20 protein-coding genes and 1 pseudogene are annotated in these 18,437 nt (G+C 31.4%); 17 read left to right on the plus strand and 4 right to left on the minus strand.

All coding sequences use genetic code 11. The features are described from left to right. Positions 1-17 precede the first annotated feature (17 nt). The 7 genes from DMR38_RS06515 (at position 18) to DMR38_RS06545 (ending at position 4,394) form a co-directional block, all read left to right on the plus strand. Positions 18-245 carry a KH domain-containing protein gene (locus tag DMR38_RS06515; RefSeq protein WP_013237955.1) on the plus strand — a complete coding sequence of 76 codons (228 nt, stop codon included), beginning with the start codon at positions 18-20 and terminating at the stop codon, positions 243-245. 124 nt (positions 246-369) lie between these two features. Beyond that, a complete protein-coding gene (gene rimM / locus DMR38_RS06520) occupies positions 370-858 on the plus strand; it encodes a ribosome maturation factor RimM (RefSeq protein ID WP_127720527.1) in 489 nt (162 codons plus the stop codon). Continuing rightward, on the plus strand, positions 849-1,577 hold the full coding sequence (gene trmD / locus DMR38_RS06525) for a tRNA (guanosine(37)-N1)-methyltransferase TrmD (RefSeq protein WP_127720528.1): 729 nt from the start codon (positions 849-851) through the stop codon (positions 1,575-1,577). Before rimM ends, trmD begins: the two co-directional genes overlap by 10 nt. 132 nt (positions 1,578-1,709) lie before the next feature. Continuing rightward, on the plus strand, positions 1,710-2,057 hold the full coding sequence (gene rplS, locus DMR38_RS06530) for a 50S ribosomal protein L19 (protein ID WP_127720529.1): 348 nt from the start codon (positions 1,710-1,712) through the stop codon (positions 2,055-2,057). A gap of 54 nt (positions 2,058-2,111) precedes the next feature. Next, entirely contained in the window at positions 2,112-2,636 is a 525-nt protein-coding gene (lepB, locus tag DMR38_RS06535) for a signal peptidase I (RefSeq protein WP_127720530.1), read from the plus strand. 15 nt (positions 2,637-2,651) lie between these two features. After that, positions 2,652-3,506, plus strand: coding sequence for a ribosome biogenesis GTPase YlqF (gene ylqF / locus DMR38_RS06540; protein WP_127720531.1), 855 nt, complete (start codon positions 2,652-2,654; stop codon positions 3,504-3,506). 30 nt (positions 3,507-3,536) lie between these two features. Further along, complete coding sequence (locus DMR38_RS06545) at positions 3,537-4,394, plus strand: ribonuclease HII (protein WP_127720532.1); 858 nt, start codon at positions 3,537-3,539, stop codon at positions 4,392-4,394. Between the two features lie 6 nt (positions 4,395-4,400). Here DMR38_RS06545 and DMR38_RS06550 read toward each other — a convergent pair whose 3' ends face one another. The 3 genes from DMR38_RS06550 to DMR38_RS06560 all read right to left on the minus strand — a co-directional run bounded on the left by DMR38_RS06550 (position 4,401) and on the right by DMR38_RS06560 (position 5,883). Continuing rightward, positions 4,401-4,769 carry a YraN family protein gene (locus DMR38_RS06550; RefSeq protein WP_127720533.1) on the minus strand — a complete coding sequence of 123 codons (369 nt, stop codon included), beginning with the start codon at positions 4,767-4,769 and terminating at the stop codon, positions 4,401-4,403. A 36-nt stretch (positions 4,770-4,805) separates the two neighbouring features. Beyond that, entirely contained in the window at positions 4,806-5,006 is a 201-nt protein-coding gene (locus DMR38_RS06555; protein WP_127720534.1) for a hypothetical protein, read from the minus strand. Positions 5,007-5,109: 103 nt separating this feature from the next. Beyond that, positions 5,110-5,883 (minus strand): ATP-binding protein, encoded by a 774-nt coding sequence (locus tag DMR38_RS06560; RefSeq protein ID WP_243124468.1) that lies wholly within the window; start codon positions 5,881-5,883, stop codon positions 5,110-5,112. A gap of 396 nt (positions 5,884-6,279) precedes the next feature. On the opposite strand from DMR38_RS06560, the gene ltrA reads away from it, so the two are divergent. Then, the gene (gene ltrA, locus DMR38_RS06565) at positions 6,280-7,689 is read left to right on the plus strand and encodes a group II intron reverse transcriptase/maturase (RefSeq protein ID WP_127720535.1); all 1,410 of its coding nucleotides are present in this window, start codon (positions 6,280-6,282) and stop codon (positions 7,687-7,689) included. A 98-nt stretch (positions 7,690-7,787) separates the two neighbouring features. On the opposite strand, the pseudogene DMR38_RS06570 reads toward ltrA, so the two are convergent. After that, a pseudogene (locus tag DMR38_RS06570) lies at positions 7,788-8,540 on the minus strand (magnesium chelatase domain-containing protein); the annotation flags it as partial. Positions 8,541-8,710: 170 nt separating this feature from the next. Between DMR38_RS06570 and dprA the strand changes: the two are divergent. The 9 genes from dprA to DMR38_RS06615 all read left to right on the plus strand — a co-directional run bounded on the left by dprA (position 8,711) and on the right by DMR38_RS06615 (position 18,340). Then, the gene (gene dprA, locus DMR38_RS06575; RefSeq protein WP_127720536.1) at positions 8,711-9,811 is read left to right on the plus strand and encodes a DNA-processing protein DprA; all 1,101 of its coding nucleotides are present in this window, start codon (positions 8,711-8,713) and stop codon (positions 9,809-9,811) included. Positions 9,812-9,922: 111 nt separating this feature from the next. After that, positions 9,923-12,028 (plus strand): type I DNA topoisomerase, encoded by a 2,106-nt coding sequence (topA, locus tag DMR38_RS06580; protein WP_127720537.1) that lies wholly within the window; start codon positions 9,923-9,925, stop codon positions 12,026-12,028. 320 nt (positions 12,029-12,348) lie between these two features. Then, complete coding sequence (gene codY, locus DMR38_RS06585; protein WP_127720538.1) at positions 12,349-13,125, plus strand: GTP-sensing pleiotropic transcriptional regulator CodY; 777 nt, start codon at positions 12,349-12,351, stop codon at positions 13,123-13,125. Between the two features lie 150 nt (positions 13,126-13,275). Next, positions 13,276-13,983: a 30S ribosomal protein S2 gene (gene rpsB / locus DMR38_RS06590; RefSeq protein WP_127720539.1), complete on the plus strand. Its 708-nt coding sequence runs from the start codon at positions 13,276-13,278 to the stop codon at positions 13,981-13,983. A 250-nt stretch (positions 13,984-14,233) separates the two neighbouring features. After that, on the plus strand, positions 14,234-15,154 hold the full coding sequence (tsf, locus tag DMR38_RS06595) for a translation elongation factor Ts (protein WP_127720540.1): 921 nt from the start codon (positions 14,234-14,236) through the stop codon (positions 15,152-15,154). Positions 15,155-15,250: 96 nt separating this feature from the next. Next, positions 15,251-15,964, plus strand: a complete 714-nt coding sequence (gene pyrH, locus DMR38_RS06600) for a UMP kinase (protein WP_013237969.1) — start codon at positions 15,251-15,253, stop codon at positions 15,962-15,964. Between the two features lie 20 nt (positions 15,965-15,984). Continuing rightward, on the plus strand, positions 15,985-16,542 hold the full coding sequence (gene frr / locus DMR38_RS06605) for a ribosome recycling factor (RefSeq protein ID WP_127720541.1): 558 nt from the start codon (positions 15,985-15,987) through the stop codon (positions 16,540-16,542). A 159-nt stretch (positions 16,543-16,701) separates the two neighbouring features. Beyond that, positions 16,702-17,469, plus strand: a complete 768-nt coding sequence (locus DMR38_RS06610; RefSeq protein ID WP_127720542.1) for an isoprenyl transferase — start codon at positions 16,702-16,704, stop codon at positions 17,467-17,469. A gap of 73 nt (positions 17,470-17,542) precedes the next feature. Further along, positions 17,543-18,340, plus strand: coding sequence for a phosphatidate cytidylyltransferase (locus DMR38_RS06615; RefSeq protein ID WP_127720543.1), 798 nt, complete (start codon positions 17,543-17,545; stop codon positions 18,338-18,340). The last annotated feature ends 97 nt before the right edge of the window (positions 18,341-18,437 follow it).

An 18,437-nucleotide genomic window follows, 5' to 3' on the forward strand; every position in this document is an offset into this window, starting at 1 on the left:
AACTGGGGGTGTATTGAGTGAAAGAGTTAGTGGAAATTATTGCTAAGTCATTAGTGGATAACCCAGATATGGTTCAAGTAAATGAAATTGCAGGTGAGCAATCTATAATTCTTGAATTAAAAGTTGCACCAGATGATATGGGAAAAGTAATAGGGAAACAGGGAAGAATAGCCAAGGCTATAAGAACTGTTGTAAAAGCAGCGGCTATAAAAGAGAATAAAAGAGTTGTTGTAGAGATAATATAAGAGTTAGATATTCTAACTCTTATATTTATATATATAATTTTAAAATTAAGCGAAGGGAGTGAAATTGTCCTTTTTTAGAAATTAAGCTTGAAACCTTAATTTTTGATATTCGGGATATTATTCTATGAAAGATTTTATAACTGTAGGACAGATAATAAATACCCATGGAATAAAGGGAGAATTAAAGGTGTATCCTTTAACTGACGATATTGGGAGATTTAAGGAATTGAAATCTGTATATATAGATGGTACACAAAAAAATATAATAGAATGCAAACTCCAGTCAAAGAAGGTTATACTTAAAATTGAGGGTATAGATTCTATAGAAGAAGCTATGGCTTATAAACAAAAATATATAGAAATTCCACGAAATGATGCAGTTAAATTAGAAGAAGGAAGATATTTTATTACAGACATAATAGGATGCAGTGTAGTGGATGAGGATGGAACTTTTTACGGCAAGGTTGGGGATGTAATTCATACCCATAATAATGATGTTTACTGGATAAAAGGAGAAAATGAGCTTTTAATTCCTGCTATAGAAAATGTTGTAGTCAACATAGACATAGAAAAAGAAGAAATAGTTATAAAGCCGGTGAAAACATGGATGTAAAAATAGATATATTAACACTTTTTCCTGAAATGTTTGACATATTTAATTATAGTATAATTGGAAGAGCAATTAGCAAAGGTATTTTGCAAATAAATACTTTTGATATAAGAGAATTTACTATGGATAAACATAGAAAAGTAGATGATTATCCCTATGGTGGAGGAGCAGGAATGGTGATGGCTGCCCAGCCAATTGTAGATTGTATAAGAAAAGTTAGGTGTCAAAATAATGGAAAAGTGATTTATCTAGGACCTAGAGGAAAAACTTTTAACCAGTCTATGGCTAAAGAACTTTCAAAAGAGAGTGAAATGATATTTCTATGTGGACATTACGAGGGAATAGATGAAAGGGTTTATAAATATGTAGACACTGAAATATCTATAGGAGATTTCGTAATAACAGGGGGAGAAATGGCATGTATCCCAATTGTAGATAGTATATGTAGAATGATTCCTGGTGTACTTGCCAAAAGCGAAAGCTATATGGAAGAATCTTTTTATAATGGATCATTAGAATATCCACAGTACACTAGACCGGAATGTTTTGAAGGGGATAATGTGCCAGAGGTTCTTTTATCTGGTCACCACGAAAATATAAAAAAATGGAGACGAATGAAATCACTTGTAATAACCAAAAGCAAGAGACCAGATTTATTTGAAAAACTGAAATTATCCACAGAAGACAAAAAAATCATGGACTTATATAAAAAGAACATATAATGTAAATTTTTAATTATATATTGAATTTGATGTGTAAATATGCTAGAATGTATTTTGTGTGCTATACAGACGTTCCTCTATCTGCTATGAGCTGGGTAAGAACGTTGAATAATTATTAGGAGGTAATGCACAGTGTTAGATATAATAAAACAGATAGAAAGTGAACAGATAAGAACAGATCTTCCAAAATTCAATGTAGGTGATACAGTAAAAGTTCATGTAAAGATTAAGGAAGGAAATAGAGAAAGAATACAGGTTTTCGAAGGTGTAGTTTTAAAAAGACAAAACGGTGGAATAAGAGAAACCTTTACTGTTAGAAGAGTTGCTTATGGCGTAGGTGTTGAAAGAACTTTTCCAGTAAATGCTCCTATAATAGATAAGATAGACGTAATTAGAAGAGGTAAAGTTAGAAGAGCTAAATTATACTATTTAAGAGATAGAGTAGGTAAAGCAGCTAAAGTTAAAGAAATATTAAAATAAGAAAAGGGGCTTTATAAAGTCCTTTTTTTGCATTTAAGGTGGTGTAAAGTTTTTATGAAGGAATTGCTAGACCTAGGTAAATCCATACTAGTAGCTATAATAGCAGCATTTTTAATTATAACTTTTGTATTTGAAACTGTAAGTGTAGATGGGCATTCTATGGATCCAACTTTAAATAATAAGGATAGATTGATTGTAGAAAAAGTTAGCTATTATTTTAGGGCTCCAAAACCAGGTGATATAGTTGTAATAAAGTACCCTGCAAATCCTAAAGAGAAATTCATTAAAAGAGTAGTTGCGGTAGGTGGAGACAAAGTTAAGATCGAAAATGGAAAACTTTATATAAATGGTGTGGCTAAAAATGAGCCTTATATATTAGAACCTATGGTTACAGGAGACTTTAATGAAGTTACTGTACCTAAAGATACGGTGTTCGTACTCGGAGATAATAGAAATAACAGCAGGGACAGTAGATTTTCTGATGTAGGTTTTGTAAGCTATAAACTAGTAGTGGGAAGAGCTGCTTTTAGGATATATCCATTTAACAGATTTGGAACGTTGAAGTCAGCTAGTAAGTAGAAAGGAAGAAATTGTATGGATATAAATTGGTTTCCAGGGCATATGGCCAAGACAAAAAGAGAGATGAAACAAAATCTTAAGTTGGTAGATGCAGTTATAGAGATAAGAGATGCTAGGATAATAAGGTCCAGCAAAAATCCAGAGGTAGATGATATTTGTGGATCAAAACCTAGAATAATACTTCTAAATAAGAATGATTTAAGTGAGGATAGTGTAACTAAAAAGTGGATTAAATATTTGTCAAATAAAAATATCAAGGCTCTTGCTGTAAATTCAAATACAGGACAGGGTATTAGAGGTATAAAACCATTATTAAACGAACTCTTAAAAGAAAAGCATGATAGAATGAAAAATAAGGGCATTTCAGGTATAACTGATAGAGTAATGGTAGTAGGTATACCTAATGTAGGTAAATCTTCATTTATAAATAAAATGGCTAAGAACAGCATAGCAAAAACAGGAGATAAACCGGGAGTCACAAGGAGCAAGCAGTGGATTAAAACTAAGCTTGGAATAGAACTAATGGACACACCTGGAATATTGTGGCCTAAGTTGGAAAGCCAGGAAACTAAGCTTCATTTAGCCTTTACAGGAGCTATAAAGGATGAAATCATGGATATTGAGGAACTTGCATTAAGCCTCTTGAAGGACTTATGTGAAAGATATCCTAAAAGGCTAATAGACAGATATAAGTTACCTGAATTAAGTGAAGATCCTTTAGTAAATATGGATAATATAGCAAGAAAAAGAGGAGCTATAGTATCTGGGGGAAAAATAGATTACAATAGAGTTTCTGTTATGATTTTGGATGAATTTAGGGGAGGAAAGCTAGGAACTATTTCTCTTGAAGATCCATTAGATTTTAATTGAATTAAACTTCTGAAAGGTGTATTTTAAATAATGGAAGATAGCGAAAGTGTAGATTTAAGCATAAACAAAGAAAATTTTTCATGGAATGAGCTAGAAAATTTCAAATTTGACAAAATAAAGTATGCAATAAAAAATTTGGAAGAAGGCTATTTTGACTTAAAAAAGGATGAAATCAAAAAAGTCATAGAAAATTTAAAGTTAGACAAAAGAAAAAATGTAAGGTCGCTAGCCTCAAGTTTTTACAAATTTATTTTGAATAAAAATTCAGAGATTTCCAGAGTAAGAAAAATGTATGAATTCGATAAATCTTTTGGAAATCATATATATACAGCGGGTGTAGATGAAGTTGGAAGGGGACCTTTGGCAGGTCCAATAGCTGCTGGGGCAGTGGTACTCAATTTGAATTATAATGAAGATAGAGAATTGATTTTAGGTATAAAGGACTCTAAAAAGCTTACGCCAAAACGTAGATGTGAGCTTGCAAAAGTTATAAAAGAAAGGGCACTTGCCTATAATATTGCAGTTATAAACAATATTGAAATAGATAAGAGGGGAATATCCTGGTGTAATAATGAAGTATTAAAAAGAGCAGTAGAAGGCCTCAAATTACCTGTAACTATGGCATTGTCTGACGGATATGCTGTAAAAAATTTGTCCACTAATAATGAGTTTGTAATAAAAGGTGATGCAAAGAGTGCTAGTATAGCTGCAGCTTCAATTATTGCCAAGGTATACAGGGATAGTCTCATGGAAGAATACTCTCATTTGTATACAAATTATAAGTTTGAGCAAAATTCTGGATATGGAACTAAAGATCATATAGAATCTATAAAAAAATATGGCATTTGTAAAATACATAGAGTAAGCTTTTTAAAAAACATATTGTAGATAAGTTCATATTTCAAAGGCATCTTTAATTAACCTTATAGATGAAATGCCATCATGAGGATTAACCATAACTTCTATTACATCAAACCTAAAGTTGAATCTAAATAGATTTTTTTTAGTTATATACATTTTAGCAGTATTACATATTCTCATACGTTTTGTGAAATTTACGGCTTCACCAGGATTGCCATATAGAGTATTACATCGTGTTTTTACTTCTATAAAACAAATATAATTGCCGTCTTTTCCTATTATATCTATTTCCCCAAGTTTACAATGAAAATTTCTTTCTAGCAGAGTATATCCAATTTGCTTTAGGTAAATTTCTGATATATCCTCTCCTAGAGAACCTATATCTTTATTAAAAGAATGCATAAAAATCTCCTTTTATTTTTTAAACTATGAATACGATTACCATAGGCTAGATATACTTATTAAGCCTGTTTTTAAACTATGTACAACATCAGGTATATATATATTTATGAAAATCAATAAAAAGAATATAGAAAGTACGCTTCCAATACTTATGATATCAGAATTTTTGTTTTGCATTCCAGTAAAAAGTAATGTGAAACTAAAAAGCATACCAAGTATAACAAGTAAAAAGTACATATATATCACTCCTATTAAATTGATTTTATGTAAAAAAATAACTTAATTCTATTATACAATTTATAAAGCTTAAAATAAAGCTTTTACAGGAATTTTATGGAAATTATAAAAATTTATCGTCTAAAAATTTTCTATAGTGAAGAGCTTCTGCTAGGTGAGACTCTTGTATTTTTTTGCTATTGCTTAAATCAGCTATAGTTCTAGCTACTTTTAGTATTCTACTGTAAGATCTTGTTGTTAAGTTGTACTTAACATAAATTGATTTTATAAGTAACAAAGACCTTTCATCTAGATTGCAGTATTTTCTTATTAATTTGCTGCTCATTTCTGAATTGTAGTGTATTCCTTCATTTTTAAATCTTTGCTTTTGAATTTTTCTTGCCTTTTCTACCCGGCTTTTTATATTTTTAGAAGGTTCACCTCTAGAGTAGTTTTCAATATCTTTGAAGTCTAGTGAATTTACGAAAGTAAATAAATCTATTCTATCTAGAATAGGTCCAGATAGTTTTGATATATATCTTTTTCTTTGAAATTCAGTACAATTGCACTCTTTTTTAGAGGCAAAGTTTCCACAGGGGCATGGATTAGTGGCTAATACAGTCATAAAATTGCAGGGAAAAGTTACCCTACCATATGTTCTATTTATAGTTATCTTTTTTTCTTCTAAAGGCTGCCTTAAAGTTTCAAGGACATTTTTCCTAAATTCTAAAATTTCATCTAAAAAAAGTACTCCATTATGGGCTAAAGATATTTCACCAGGCATTAAATTTTTACCACCTCCTATTAGAGAAGCGGTTGTACTTGTATGGTGTGGATTTCTAAAGGGAGGTCTTGTTATTAGACCTTCATTTTTGTTGTGCGCCCAGCATGAATGCAATCTAAAGGGTGAAAGTCCCTAGCACGGGTTGATAGTACCAAGTGCATAGCTTAAGACAAGGGTGTCCATGGTGACGTGGAATCTGAAGGAAGTCGGCGGCAAAACTCCGGTCTGACGGACAGAAATTACATATAAGGCATATGTCTGTGGGTGAGGTTGCAACACAAACTGAAGCCCTAAGCTATTCAAGACAGACGGTGTAAATGTAGCAGATAGATGGAGTGAAAGATTGGGTTCTTACCTGGGGAGGTCTGATAGGCATGTTATGGATATGAAATTAGAAATAATAACCTACGCAGTGATGTGTAGTTGAACTATCAGAAGTCAGCAGAGGTCATAGTACCACGCAGTATGCGTCGGCGTGGGAAGGACTGAACAATAGGAGGTTTTAGAATTTTGAAAGATACGAAGAATTATGATAAAAGCAGACAACTTCATAAGAAAGGCTATCTACATGGAAAGAGAGTGGAACTCAAAAGCAATGTAGAAGTGCATAGTAATTCTTCTATGTCCAATAAAGGAAGAAACAACGTCAATGAATACAGTAGTGATTTACTGGAGCGAATATTATCAAGAGATAACTTGAATATTGCTTATAAAAGAGTAAAAGCCAATAAAGGAAGTCATGGTATTGATGGCATGACATTAGACGAACTTTTACAATACTTAAAAGAACATGGGCAGGAATTAAGGCAATCACTACATGAAGGAAAATATAAACCACAACCTGTCAGGAGGGTGGAAATTCCAAAGCCTGACGGAGGGAAGAGATTATTAGGAATACCTACTGTAGTAGACAGAGTTATTCAACAAGCTATTGCTCAAGTGCTAATACCAATATATGAAAAGAAGTTTTCAGAAAATAGTTATGGTTTTAGACCGCAAAGAAGTGCGAAGCAAGCTGTTGAGAAATGCAGACAATATATAAATGCAGGTCATACATGGACTGTAGATATAGACCTTGCTAAATACTTTGATACGATAAATCACGATAAACTAATAAGACTACTATCTAAAGATATAGAAGATGGTAGAGTAATTTCTCTAATACGAAAATACCTGCAAAGTGGTGTAATGATAAATGGAGTAGTTATGAATACAGAAGAAGGTGCACCGCAAGGTGGACCACTATCTCCACTATTAAGCAACATAATGTTACATGAACTTGATGTAGAACTAACAAAGCGAAAGCTTTGTTTTTGCAGATATGCTGATGACTGTAATATATACTTAAAAAGCAAGAAAGCAGCAAATAGAGTAATGGAGAGCATTACAAAGTTTATTGAAGAAGAGTTAAAACTCAAAGTAAATAGAGAGAAAAGCACAGTAGATAGACCTTGGAAACTTAAGTTTTTAGGATTTTCCTTTTATAGGGGTAAAGGTGAGTATAGAATAAGAATTCATGAGAAACCTTTGAACAAATTTAAAGCGAAACTTAAGAAATTAACTTCAAGAAGTAATGCAATGAATATGGAATATAGGTTTTTAAAATTAAAACAAGCAATAGTTGGATGGGTAAACTATTTTGCTATCGCGGATATGAAAAGTATTCTTAAGAAGCTTGATGAATGGTTAAGGCGAAGGGTAAGAATGTGTTTTTGGAAACAATGGAAAAAGATTAAAACAAAACACGATAATCTTGTAAAATTAGGAACACAAAATAATAAAGCATGGGAATTTGCTAACACAAGAAAAAGCTATTGGAGAACATCCAACAGCCCAATATTAGCTAAAACTTTAACCAATAGTTATCTAAAAGGAAAAGGATTAATCTCTATTTCTGAAATTTATTCATTAGTGCGTTAATTCCTATTGAACCGCCGTGTACTGAACAGTATGCTCGGTGGTGTGAGAGGTCGCTGAATAAAATAATTATTCAGCTCCTACTCGATTAAACTTCCAGTTACACTGTATATTTTAGTTACTTCTAGCGCATCCTCATAACTCAGATTTGGTAGAATAGATGGAATCCTCTTTGCCATCATAGTTTTACCAGATCCGGGAGGACCTATCATAAGTATATTATGATTTCCTGCAGCAGCAACTTCTAAAGCCCTTTTACAGCTCTCTTGCCCTAATATGTCTGAAAAATCTAATGCATTTTTACTTTCAACATTTATTGTTTTATGACTAAATGGTAGTAAATTTCTATATTTTATAAAATATACAACTTCCTTTAAATTATTGAATGCATAGCAATTAATTTTATTTATGGCAGAGCATTCTTCCGCATTTCCTATAGGAACTATAAAATTATTAATGTTGTTTTTCATACCTTCTATTGTTATAGGAAGGATACCTCTTACCTTGTTAAGTTCTCCAGATAAAGACAATTCGCCCATGATTAAAAAATTTTTACAATTGATAAAGTTTATTTGATTTGTGGCCATTAATATGCCAAGGGCTATAGGTAAGTCAAATAAGGATCCAACTTTTCGCATATCAGCAGGAGCTAAGTTTACTATTATTTTTTTTACAGGAAATTCAAAACCTGAATTTATGATAGAAGCTTTCACTCTTTCTTTAGATTCTTTTACAGAAGTATCCGCAAGACCTACTATATTAAAGCAGGGAAGACCTCTTTCTATATCCACTTCTACGGATACTATATTTCCTTCTACACCTAAAAATGAAGCTGTATTTAGTTTAACTGCCATGATTATTATCACCTCTGCTTAATTCTTGACAAAAAACTTGTATTTTAAACTTTTAAAGGTAGGTAAGAATAAATCAAATTATGAAATTAATACTAATTTTGATTTGAATAAAATCCATGGATTATGAGCATAATTCTTACATAATTATAGATATGGGATGTGAATAATATATGAATATATATGATTTATGGTTTGCTTGTGTTAAAATATCAAATAAGTTGAAAATTTCTATCTTAAAAAAATTTAAAAGTACAAGGGAAGTATATATTCACAGTATTTACAATGATGGTTTTACATTTTTACGTAAAAGTTATCCTAAAATATACGATGAATTTAAGAAGGCTTGGAATGGCTATGAATTGCAGAATATGCTGCAATATTGCAGTATGAATGGAATTAATGCTGTAAACTTTTGTGATAAAGAATATCCTGCGAGATTAAAAAATTATGAAGATTCTCCAGCAGTTCTATTTTATAAAGGGAATATAAAAAAACTCAACGACAATTTTAGTGTGTCTATTGTAGGTGCTAGGGATTGTAGCTTGTATGGTAAAAATTTAGCCACATTAATAAGTAGGGAAGTTACTGTGAATAATATAAGTATAATAAGTGGTATGGCAAGAGGAGTTGATAGTTATGCACAGAGTGCAGCTGTTGAAAAAAATGGATATACCTGTGCTGTGCTTGGATCTGGGGTAGATGTCATATATCCCAGACAAAATAGAAAATTATATGAAAGTATTCTGAAGGGAGGATGTGTGTTGTCAGAATTCGTTCCTAAGACAAAACCTTATCCTTATAATTTTCCACTCAGAAATAGAATTATAAGTGGATTGAGTGATGTGGTGATTGTAATTGAGGCAGGGGATAAAAGTGGATCACTAATAACAGCAAGCTGTGCTTTGGAACAGGGCAAAGATGTTATGGCAGTACCGGGATCTATATTTTCTCCTAAGAGTAGGGGAACGAATAAACTTATAAAAGACGGAGCTTATGTATTTACATGTTTAGAGGATCTATTTGATATATTACCTGTAGAGTATATTAATAAAACTTGTGAAAAAAAGAATAAATTAAGCTGTAAAGAAGAAAAAATATGTAATGTAATAGGACATATTCCTATGCATATAGATGAAATAAGTAGAACAACTAATGTTGACATAAAACGATTATATGAGTTATTATTTGAATTGCAGTTAAAAGGTGAAATAATGTGTCTTGCAGGTAATTATTATGTAAAAGTTGAAGGCAGCGAGAGTATTACAACATAGTACATATAATTTAATTAAAAATAATATTTAGTCAAGGGTTTAAATATGATGGCTAAAATCTAAGGGGGTGTACACTCTGGGGTGAGATTAAATATACCAGAGTATATATAAATGGGACAAAAATTAGTTATAGTTGAATCACCAGCAAAGGCTAAAACCATAGGAAAATATTTAGGTAAAAATTATGTAGTCAAGGCTTCAATGGGCCATGTTAGGGATCTTCCCAAAAGTCAACTAGGAGTTGATATAGATAATGAATATACTCCTAAATATATAACTATAAGAGGAAAGGGTGAGCTTTTAGATAAGCTGAGAAAAGAAGCAAAAAAAAGTGAAAAAGTCTATTTGGCTACTGACCCTGATAGAGAAGGGGAAGCTATTTCTTGGCATCTATCTCATGCGTTAAAATTAGATGAAAATGAAAAATGTAGAATAGAATTTCACGAAATTACAAAAAATGCTGTTAAAAGTTCAATAAAATCTGCTAGATTAATAAATATAAATTTAGTTAATGCACAGCAGGCTAGAAGAGTACTTGACAGGTTAGTTGGATACAAGATAAGCCCTATACTTTGGAGAAAAATTAAATGGGGTTTAAGTGCAGGAAGAGTACAATCAGTAGCTCTCAAAATGATATGTGAGAGAGAAAAGAAAATAGTAGATTTTGTGCCACAAGAATACTGGACTATAGAATGTGAGCTCAATAAAGAAAATGAAAGTAAATGTTTTAATGTAAAGCTTACTACATTTAATAAGAAAAAAATTGAAATTGGTAGTAAAGATGAAGTGGATAAAATTATAAAAGAGTTAAAAGAAGGACAATTTATTGTAAAATCAATAAAAAATACTAATAAAAATAGAACTCCTCTTCCTCCATTTACTACAAGTACATTACAACAAGATGCCTATAAAAAATTAAATTTTTCTACTAAACGAACTATGTCCATAGCCCAACAGATATATGAAGGAGTGGACATAAAAGGGTATGGAACTATAGGTCTTATCACATATATGAGAACCGATTCAGTCAGAATAGCACAAGAAGCTCAGGAAGTTTGTAGAGACTTTGTAGTAAATAAATTTGGGAAGGAGTATATTGAAGAAAAACCTAGAAACTTTAAAAGCAAAAAAAATATACAGGATGCACATGAAGCTATAAGACCTACTAATGTAGAAATAACGCCTGAAATTGCAAAGGAAAATTTAAAACCAGAACAGTATAAACTTTATAATTTAATATGGAATAGATTTGTAGCGAGCCAAATGTCATCTTGCCAGATCGATGTTAAATCTATAGACATAGTGAATAGCAATTATGGATTAAAAGTCAGTGGATCACGAATAAAATTTGATGGATTTATGAAAGTCTACAAATATTCCTCGGAAGAAGAAAAATCCGATATATCCCTTCCTAAGCTTGAAGAAGGAGAGAAATTATTAAGAAAGTCTATAGATGGAAAACAGCATTTTACACAACCTCCAGCTAGGTTTTCTGAGGCATCTCTTGTAAAAACCTTAGAAGAAAATGGAATAGGCAGACCTAGTACTTATGCTCCAATTTTATCAACTCTTTTGGATAGAAAATATATACAGAGAGAAAAGAAAACTTTGATTCCAACTGAATTAGGAGATATAGTTAATAATATAGTAAGTCAGTATTTTAAGCAGGTAGTAGATGTGGAATTTACTGCTGCAATGGAGTCCAAGTTGGATAGTATTGAAGATGGAAAGGATGATTGGAGAAAAGTAGTAGGTGAATTTTATGAACCTTTAAAAAAATCCATTGAAATAGCAGAAAAGGAAGTTGCTAGAATTACTATAGAAGACAAGGTTACAGATATAAAGTGCGATAAATGTGGTAGAAATATGGTTATAAAGCATGGAAGATTTGGAGATTTTCTGGCATGCCCAGGATATCCGGAATGTAAGAATACAAAACCAATAGTGGAAGAGTTGGATGTAAAATGTCCTAAATGCCAGGGAAAAGTTTTGGTAAAAAGAAGTAGAAAAGGTAGAAAATTTTATGGGTGCAGTAATTACCCTGACTGCGATTTTGTAAGTTGGTTTGAACCTACAAACGAAAAGTGCAAAGAATGTGGAAGTTATATGGTAAAGAAATACAATAAATCTAAAGGAAATTATTTGGAATGTTCCAATTCAGAATGTAAACACAGAGAATATAAAGCAGTGGAAGATGGAGATGAAAAAAACAGCTGAGCAAAAGTTATATATTTTACATTTTAGTAAACATTTAAAATAGAAACTAGCTAAAAGTATAATCTTCGAGTGTAAATAAAGGTAAAATCTAGTCGAATTGAAATGATTATATTGAATTAAAATCAGTATTATGTTATCATAATTATTGAATAAAGAATAATTCTAAATATTTGAAAAAGTCTAAATTATTAATAATGTAATTAAAGAAAATTTTTTATACGGATATTTGCAAAAGATATATCTTTTTTATTAATAGGTAGGAGTGTATATGCAATGTTTATGTGTAAGAGATAATGCAGTGGTAACAAGGAGGGTTATAAATGTCAACACTATTAGACAAAACAAGAAAATTGAACAAGATATTACAGAAATCAGGAACAGAACCAGTAGCTTTTGAAGATATATGTAAATTGTTAAGTGAAGTTTTGGAATGTAACGTTTATATTATAAGTAGAAGAGGGAAAATATTAGGATATAATTTCCCAGATGGTTTTGAATGTTATATGCTTAAGGAGAAGGTAATAAATGAAATGAAATTTCCTGAACAGTATAACAATAAGCTTTCAAATGTACATGAGACTTTGGCCAATTTAAGTAATAATGGGATTTGTGTTTTTGAAGATGGAACTTCCTGTGATATAGATAATAAGCTTACAACTATAGTTCCTATAGTAGGTAATAGAGAAAGATTGGGAACTTTATTGTTAGCAAGTTTTGGAGAAAAATTTACAGATGATGATTTAGTATTAGGGGAATATAGTGCAACTATAATTGGACTTGAGATATTAAGATCTAAAAATGAAGAAATAGAAGAGGAAGCCAGAAAGAAAGCAGTAGTTCAATTAGCTATTGGAACTTTGTCGTACTCAGAATTAGAAGCAGTGGAACATATATTTAGTGAGTTGGATGGAAATGAAGGATTACTCGTAGCATCAAAAATAGCTGATAAGGTAGGAATAACCAGATCTGTTATTGTAAATGCGCTTAGAAAATTTGAAAGTGCAGGAGTTATAGAATCTAGGTCACTTGGAATGAAGGGAACTCATATTAAGATATTAAATGAAAAATTAATGGATGAGTTAAAGAAGATAAAATAAAAAATACTAATTTTTTGTTGAATACATTTAAGCCTTGTGGTATACTACATAAGGTAATTAATACACACATTATCTAATTCACAAAAAGGTGCCAAAAGGTGTTTTGTGAATATGAAGATGATGGAGGAAAAACCTAGGAGGGAAAAATTAATGTCAGTCATTTCAATGAAACAATTATTAGAAGCAGGTGTTCATTTTGGACATCAAACAAGAAGATGGAACCCTAAAATGGCTCCTTATATTTTTACAGAGAGAAATGGAATCTACATAATAGATTTGCAGAAAACAGTAAAAAAAGTAGAAGAAGCTTATAATTTTATAAGAGAAGTTGCAGCAGAAGGAAAAGATATATTATTTATTGGAACTAAAAAGCAAGCTCAGGAAGCTATTAAAGAAGAAGCAAAAAGAAGCAATATGCATTATGTAAACAATAGATGGCTTGGAGGTATGCTTACAAACTTTGCAACTATAAAGACAAGAATAGCTAAATTAGAAGAATTAGAAAAAATGGAAGAAGACGGAACATTTGAAGTTCTTCCTAAAAAGGAAGTTATAAAGTTAAATAATGAAAAAGAAAAGTTAGAGAAAAATTTAGGTGGAATAAAGACAATGAATGCTGAAAATGTAGGAGCACTTTTCATTGTCGATCCAAGAAAAGAAAGGAATGCTATATCTGAAGCTAAAATTTTAGGTATTCCAGTAGTAGCTATAGTTGATACAAATTGTGATCCTGATGAAATAGATTATGTTATACCTGGAAATGATGATGCAATAAGAGCTGTAAAATTAATTACATCTAAAGTTGCAGATGCAGTAATGGAAGGAAGACAGGGAGAACAATTAGCTGAAGAAGAATAATATATGAAAATCAGAGAATGTTTATATATAGGTCAAATACGAGTAGGAGAGGAGCTGAAAAACCGTTGATTGGCAATTGATTAAAAATTATGATTGCTATATAAGTAGGGTGTAATACATCCGAATTTACGCTCTGGGAGTGTCAGACCAAGAGAAGACAAAGCTTCAGACACTGTGATCAGAGAAGTAAGCTATAAGGTTTTATTGTATTTTTGAATAATCTATAGCTTTTAGATGACGGAATATAATTATGATAACTGCACAGATGGTAAAAGAACTTAGAGAAAGAACCGGAGCAGGAATGATGAACTGCAAAAAAGCTTTAAATGAAGCAAATGGTGATACTGAAAAAGCCATTGAAATATTAAGAGAAAAGGGGTTATCAGCTGCAGCTAAAAAATCCGGCAGAGTAGCTTCTGAGGGACTAGTTAAAACATATATTTCAGAGGATGGAAAAATTGCTTCAATAGTAGAAGTAAACTGTGAAACAGATTTTGTATCTGTAAATGAAGATTTTGTAGGTCTTGTAAATAATATAGCAAAACAGGCAGCTTTAACAAGTGCAACTACTGTAGAAGAGTTGGAGAAAGAAAAATATATAGCAGATGATACTAAGACTGTAAAAGATGCATTAGTAGCTTTAATTGCAAAATTAGGTGAAAATATGACACTTAGAAGATTTAAGAAATTTGCTGTTTCAAAGGGCTTAATCGAAAGCTATGTTCATGGTGGCGGAAGAATAGGAGTTTTGGTTAAACTTGAATGTGAAAATGAGAGCCCTGTTCTAAAGGAAGTTGCAAAAGATGTAGCTATGCAGGTAGCTGCTGCTAATCCACTATTCTTAGATAAGAATACAGTTGATACTGATGCTTTAGAAAAAGAAAAGGAAATATATAAAGTTCAAGCTTTAAATGAAGGAAAACCAGAAAAAATCGTTGATAAGATAGTTATGGGAAAAGTTCAAAAATATTATAAAGAAAACTGCTTAGTAAATCAAGTATGGGTTAAGGATTCAGATTTTACTATAGATAAATACCTTAAAGATAAATCAAAGGAAGTTGGAGCTGAAATAAAAATCTCTGATTTTGTTAGATTTGAAAAAGGTGAAGGAATAGAGAAGAAGGAAGAAAACTTTGCCGAAGAGGTTCGTAAGCAGATGGAAGGTAAATAGTAACTGAAAAGAGAACACGCCGTGTTCTCTTTTTTTAGGGTATGAACTTTTTAAGTTTTATATTTCATTTTATTATAATTTGGAGGTATAATATAGATGGGCAATCTTAAATACAAAAGGGTAATGCTTAAACTTTCAGGGGAAGCTTTAGCAGGAGAAAAAGGATATGGGCTGGATTTTGATGTAGCAAAAAGTATAGCAATTGAAATAAAAGAACTCACATCTATGGGAATATCAGTAGGAGTTGTTGTAGGTGGTGGTAATATCTGGAGAGGAAGAAGCGGAGAGGGTATGGACAGAACCACTGCAGATTATATGGGAATGCTTGCTACATGTATAAATGCTCTGGCACTTCAGGATTCATTGGAAAACCTAGGCGTAAATACTAGAGTTCAGACAGCTATTGAGATGAGAGAAGTAGCAGAACCATTTATAAGAAGAAGGGCAATGAGACATTTAGAAAAAAATAGAGTAGTTATATTTGCCGCAGGCACTGGAAATCCGTATTTTTCAACAGATACAACTGCAGCTCTCAGGGCAGCAGAAATAGAGGCAGATGTTATACTTTTGGCTAAAAAAGTAGATGGTGTATATGACAAAGATCCTCATAAGTATAAAGACGCTCAAAAATTTGATAAGTTAACTTATATTGAAGTGTTAGATAAGGGACTTCAAGTTATGGATTCTACAGCTACATCACTTTGTATGGATAATGATATACCTATATTAGTGTTTGGATTGGATAATCCAGAAAATATAAAAAAGATTGTTCTTGGAGAAAGAATTGGTACACTTGTTTGTAAAGAATAAAAATGAGGAGGTATTTTCTTATGATCAAGGATACTTTAAATAAAGCAGATGGAAAAATGGGTAAGACCATAGATGCTTTAAAAAGTGAATTAGCTTCTATGAAAGCAGGAAGGGCTAGTGCAGCACTGCTTGATAGAATAGAAGCAGAATACTATGGCTCAATGACTGCTATAAATCAATTGGGAAACATATCTATTCCAGAACCAAGGGTACTTTGTATACAACCTTGGGATAAAACGGCCTTAAAGGCAATAGAAAAGGCAATATTGAAATCTGACCTGGGTATAAATCCATCTAATGACGGAGAAGTTATCAGATTGGTTATACCTGAACTTACAGAAGAAACTAGAAAAGATATAGTAAAGAATGTAAAGAAAGCAGGAGAAGATTCAAAGGTTGCTGTAAGAGCAATAAGAAGAGAGTGCAATGATAATATTAAAGCTCTTAAAAAAGAAAATGATATTTCTGAAGATGAAATAAAAAAGGCTGAGGCAGATGTTCAGAAAAAAACTGATGACTTTATAAAAAAGATAGATGAAATAATTAAAAAGAAAGAAAATGAAATTATGTCACTATAAAGCAAGCAGTTATTTTATCAAAAATATATTTAGATTTTAAAACCTGCGCAAACCCGCAGGTTTTTGTTAAATATGGTATTATTCAATGACTATCTGCTCTAATACTCCTATGCAATCTGTTTATTAAAATTAAAAGTTTGTATTGAAATGAGGTGTACTATGGTAAAATTTTTTAACTTGAATAAAAACGAAGACAAAGATGATAGACAATTACATATTGATTTAAACAATGTTCCAAAACATATAGCTATTATAATGGATGGAAATGGTAGATGGGCTAAAGAAAGAAACCTGCCTAGATCTATGGGACATAAAGCAGGAGTAGAAGCTGTAAGAGATATTGTAAAAGAGTGCAGCAAGTTAAATATAAAGTATTTAACGCTATATGTTTTTTCTACAGAAAATTGGAAAAGACCTAAGGATGAAGTAAGTGTTCTTATGAAGCTTTTAGTTCAATATTTAAAAAAGGAATTAAATGAGTTAAATGAAAATAATGTTATTATAAACTATATTGGAGATATAAGTAAGCTGCCTGTGCCTTGTCAAGAGCAATTAATCATATCTCATAAGGAAACTAAAACTAATACCGGACTTGTTCTAAATTTGGCGGTAAATTATGGTGGAAGAAATGAAATTGTAAGGGCTTTTAAACTTATGTATGAAGATATAAAATCTAAAAAAATAAAAGAAGGAGACATAAATGAGGACACTATATCAAAGTATTTGTATACTAGAGGTATGCCAGATCCTGATATTATAATAAGGCCAAGTGGAGAACAGCGTTTAAGCAATTTCTTATTATGGCAGTGTGCATACTCTGAATTTTGGACTTCCAACGTAAAGTGGCCTGATTTTAAAAAAGAACATCTTTATAAAGCTATTTCTGATTATCAAAATAGAGATAGAAGATTTGGAGGATTAAAATAACTGTATTTTGGGGATATAAGTTGGACTTTTACTTAAAATCCCCAGGGATACTTTATTATATGGAGGTGGAGCTTTGAATAATAGGTATTTGGGAGCATTTGCACTTATACCATTTATTTTGATATTATTTTTGGGCGGAATTTATTTAAAATATGGAATTATGATCATTTCACTTATGGGAATGTATGAATTTTATAAAGTAATAAAACAAAAAAATATAAATCCTATAAATATAGTAGGTTATTTACTTTGTATATCCTACTATATAACCTTAAGGGTAGAGGTAAATTATAAGTTTGTATTTTTTGCTATTATAGTGTCAATTTTTATGACACTTTGTATTCCAGTTTTAGATGTGGAATATAATTTTTTAGATGTAGCAACTACGCTGTTTGGTTTTCTGTATGTGGCAGTATTTTTTAGCACTATAGTTTTAGTAAATAGCAGTAGTTATGGTAACTATTTAGTGTGGATTATAGTTATATCTTCCTGGTGCTGTGATACAGCAGCTTACTATACGGGTAAGTTTTTAGGAAAGAGAAAATTGTGTCCCAAGGTGAGTCCTAAAAAGACAGTGGAAGGTTCTATAGGTGGAATAATTGGCAGTGCAGTGGCTTGTGGAGTTTTTGGATTTTTTTCAATTCAAAGAGGTGTTCCCATATCATTTTATCATTATATAGTAATGGGAATAATTTGCGGAGCATTTTGTCAGTTCGGGGATCTGGCAGCTTCTTCTATAAAAAGATATGTAGGGGTAAAGGACTATAGTAATCTTATACCAGGTCATGGTGGAATTTTAGATAGATTTGACAGCATACTTTTTTCAGGAGTTATAGTTTATTACTATTTAACTTTTGTAGCTGTAATTTAAGCAGAAAACCCAAATCTTTGATTTGGTGTGAATCACTATGTGAACGGTAGTTATTAATAGCTCAATTTTTGCAGCTTAAAAATATTGGAAAGCAAAG

It is taken from the genome of Clostridium sp. AWRP, from assembly GCF_004006395.2.
GTDB lineage: Bacteria > Bacillota > Clostridia > Clostridiales > Clostridiaceae > Clostridium_B.

What these genes read in the sequence shown, in the direction of transcription:
- rimM (WP_127720527.1), top strand. Translation starts at nt 370, where the DNA reads ATGAAAGATTTTATAACTGTAGGACAGATAATAAATACCCATGGAATA.
- trmD (WP_127720528.1), top strand. Translation starts at nt 849, where the DNA reads ATGGATGTAAAAATAGATATATTAACACTTTTTCCTGAAATGTTTGAC.
- lepB (WP_127720530.1), top strand. Translation starts at nt 2,112, where the DNA reads ATGAAGGAATTGCTAGACCTAGGTAAATCCATACTAGTAGCTATAATA.
- ylqF (WP_127720531.1), top strand. Translation starts at nt 2,652, where the DNA reads ATGGATATAAATTGGTTTCCAGGGCATATGGCCAAGACAAAAAGAGAG.
- DMR38_RS06545 (WP_127720532.1), top strand. Translation starts at nt 3,537, where the DNA reads ATGGAAGATAGCGAAAGTGTAGATTTAAGCATAAACAAAGAAAATTTT.
- DMR38_RS06550 (WP_127720533.1), bottom strand. Translation starts at nt 4,769, where the DNA reads ATGCATTCTTTTAATAAAGATATAGGTTCTCTAGGAGAGGATATATCA.
- DMR38_RS06555 (WP_127720534.1), bottom strand. Translation starts at nt 5,006, where the DNA reads ATGTACTTTTTACTTGTTATACTTGGTATGCTTTTTAGTTTCACATTA.
- dprA (WP_127720536.1), top strand. Translation starts at nt 8,711, where the DNA reads ATGAATATATATGATTTATGGTTTGCTTGTGTTAAAATATCAAATAAG.
- topA (WP_127720537.1), top strand. Translation starts at nt 9,923, where the DNA reads ATGGGACAAAAATTAGTTATAGTTGAATCACCAGCAAAGGCTAAAACC.
- codY (WP_127720538.1), top strand. Translation starts at nt 12,349, where the DNA reads ATGTCAACACTATTAGACAAAACAAGAAAATTGAACAAGATATTACAG.
- rpsB (WP_127720539.1), top strand. Translation starts at nt 13,276, where the DNA reads ATGTCAGTCATTTCAATGAAACAATTATTAGAAGCAGGTGTTCATTTT.
- tsf (WP_127720540.1), top strand. Translation starts at nt 14,234, where the DNA reads ATGATAACTGCACAGATGGTAAAAGAACTTAGAGAAAGAACCGGAGCA.
- pyrH (WP_013237969.1), top strand. Translation starts at nt 15,251, where the DNA reads ATGGGCAATCTTAAATACAAAAGGGTAATGCTTAAACTTTCAGGGGAA.
- frr (WP_127720541.1), top strand. Translation starts at nt 15,985, where the DNA reads ATGATCAAGGATACTTTAAATAAAGCAGATGGAAAAATGGGTAAGACC.
- DMR38_RS06610 (WP_127720542.1), top strand. Translation starts at nt 16,702, where the DNA reads ATGGTAAAATTTTTTAACTTGAATAAAAACGAAGACAAAGATGATAGA.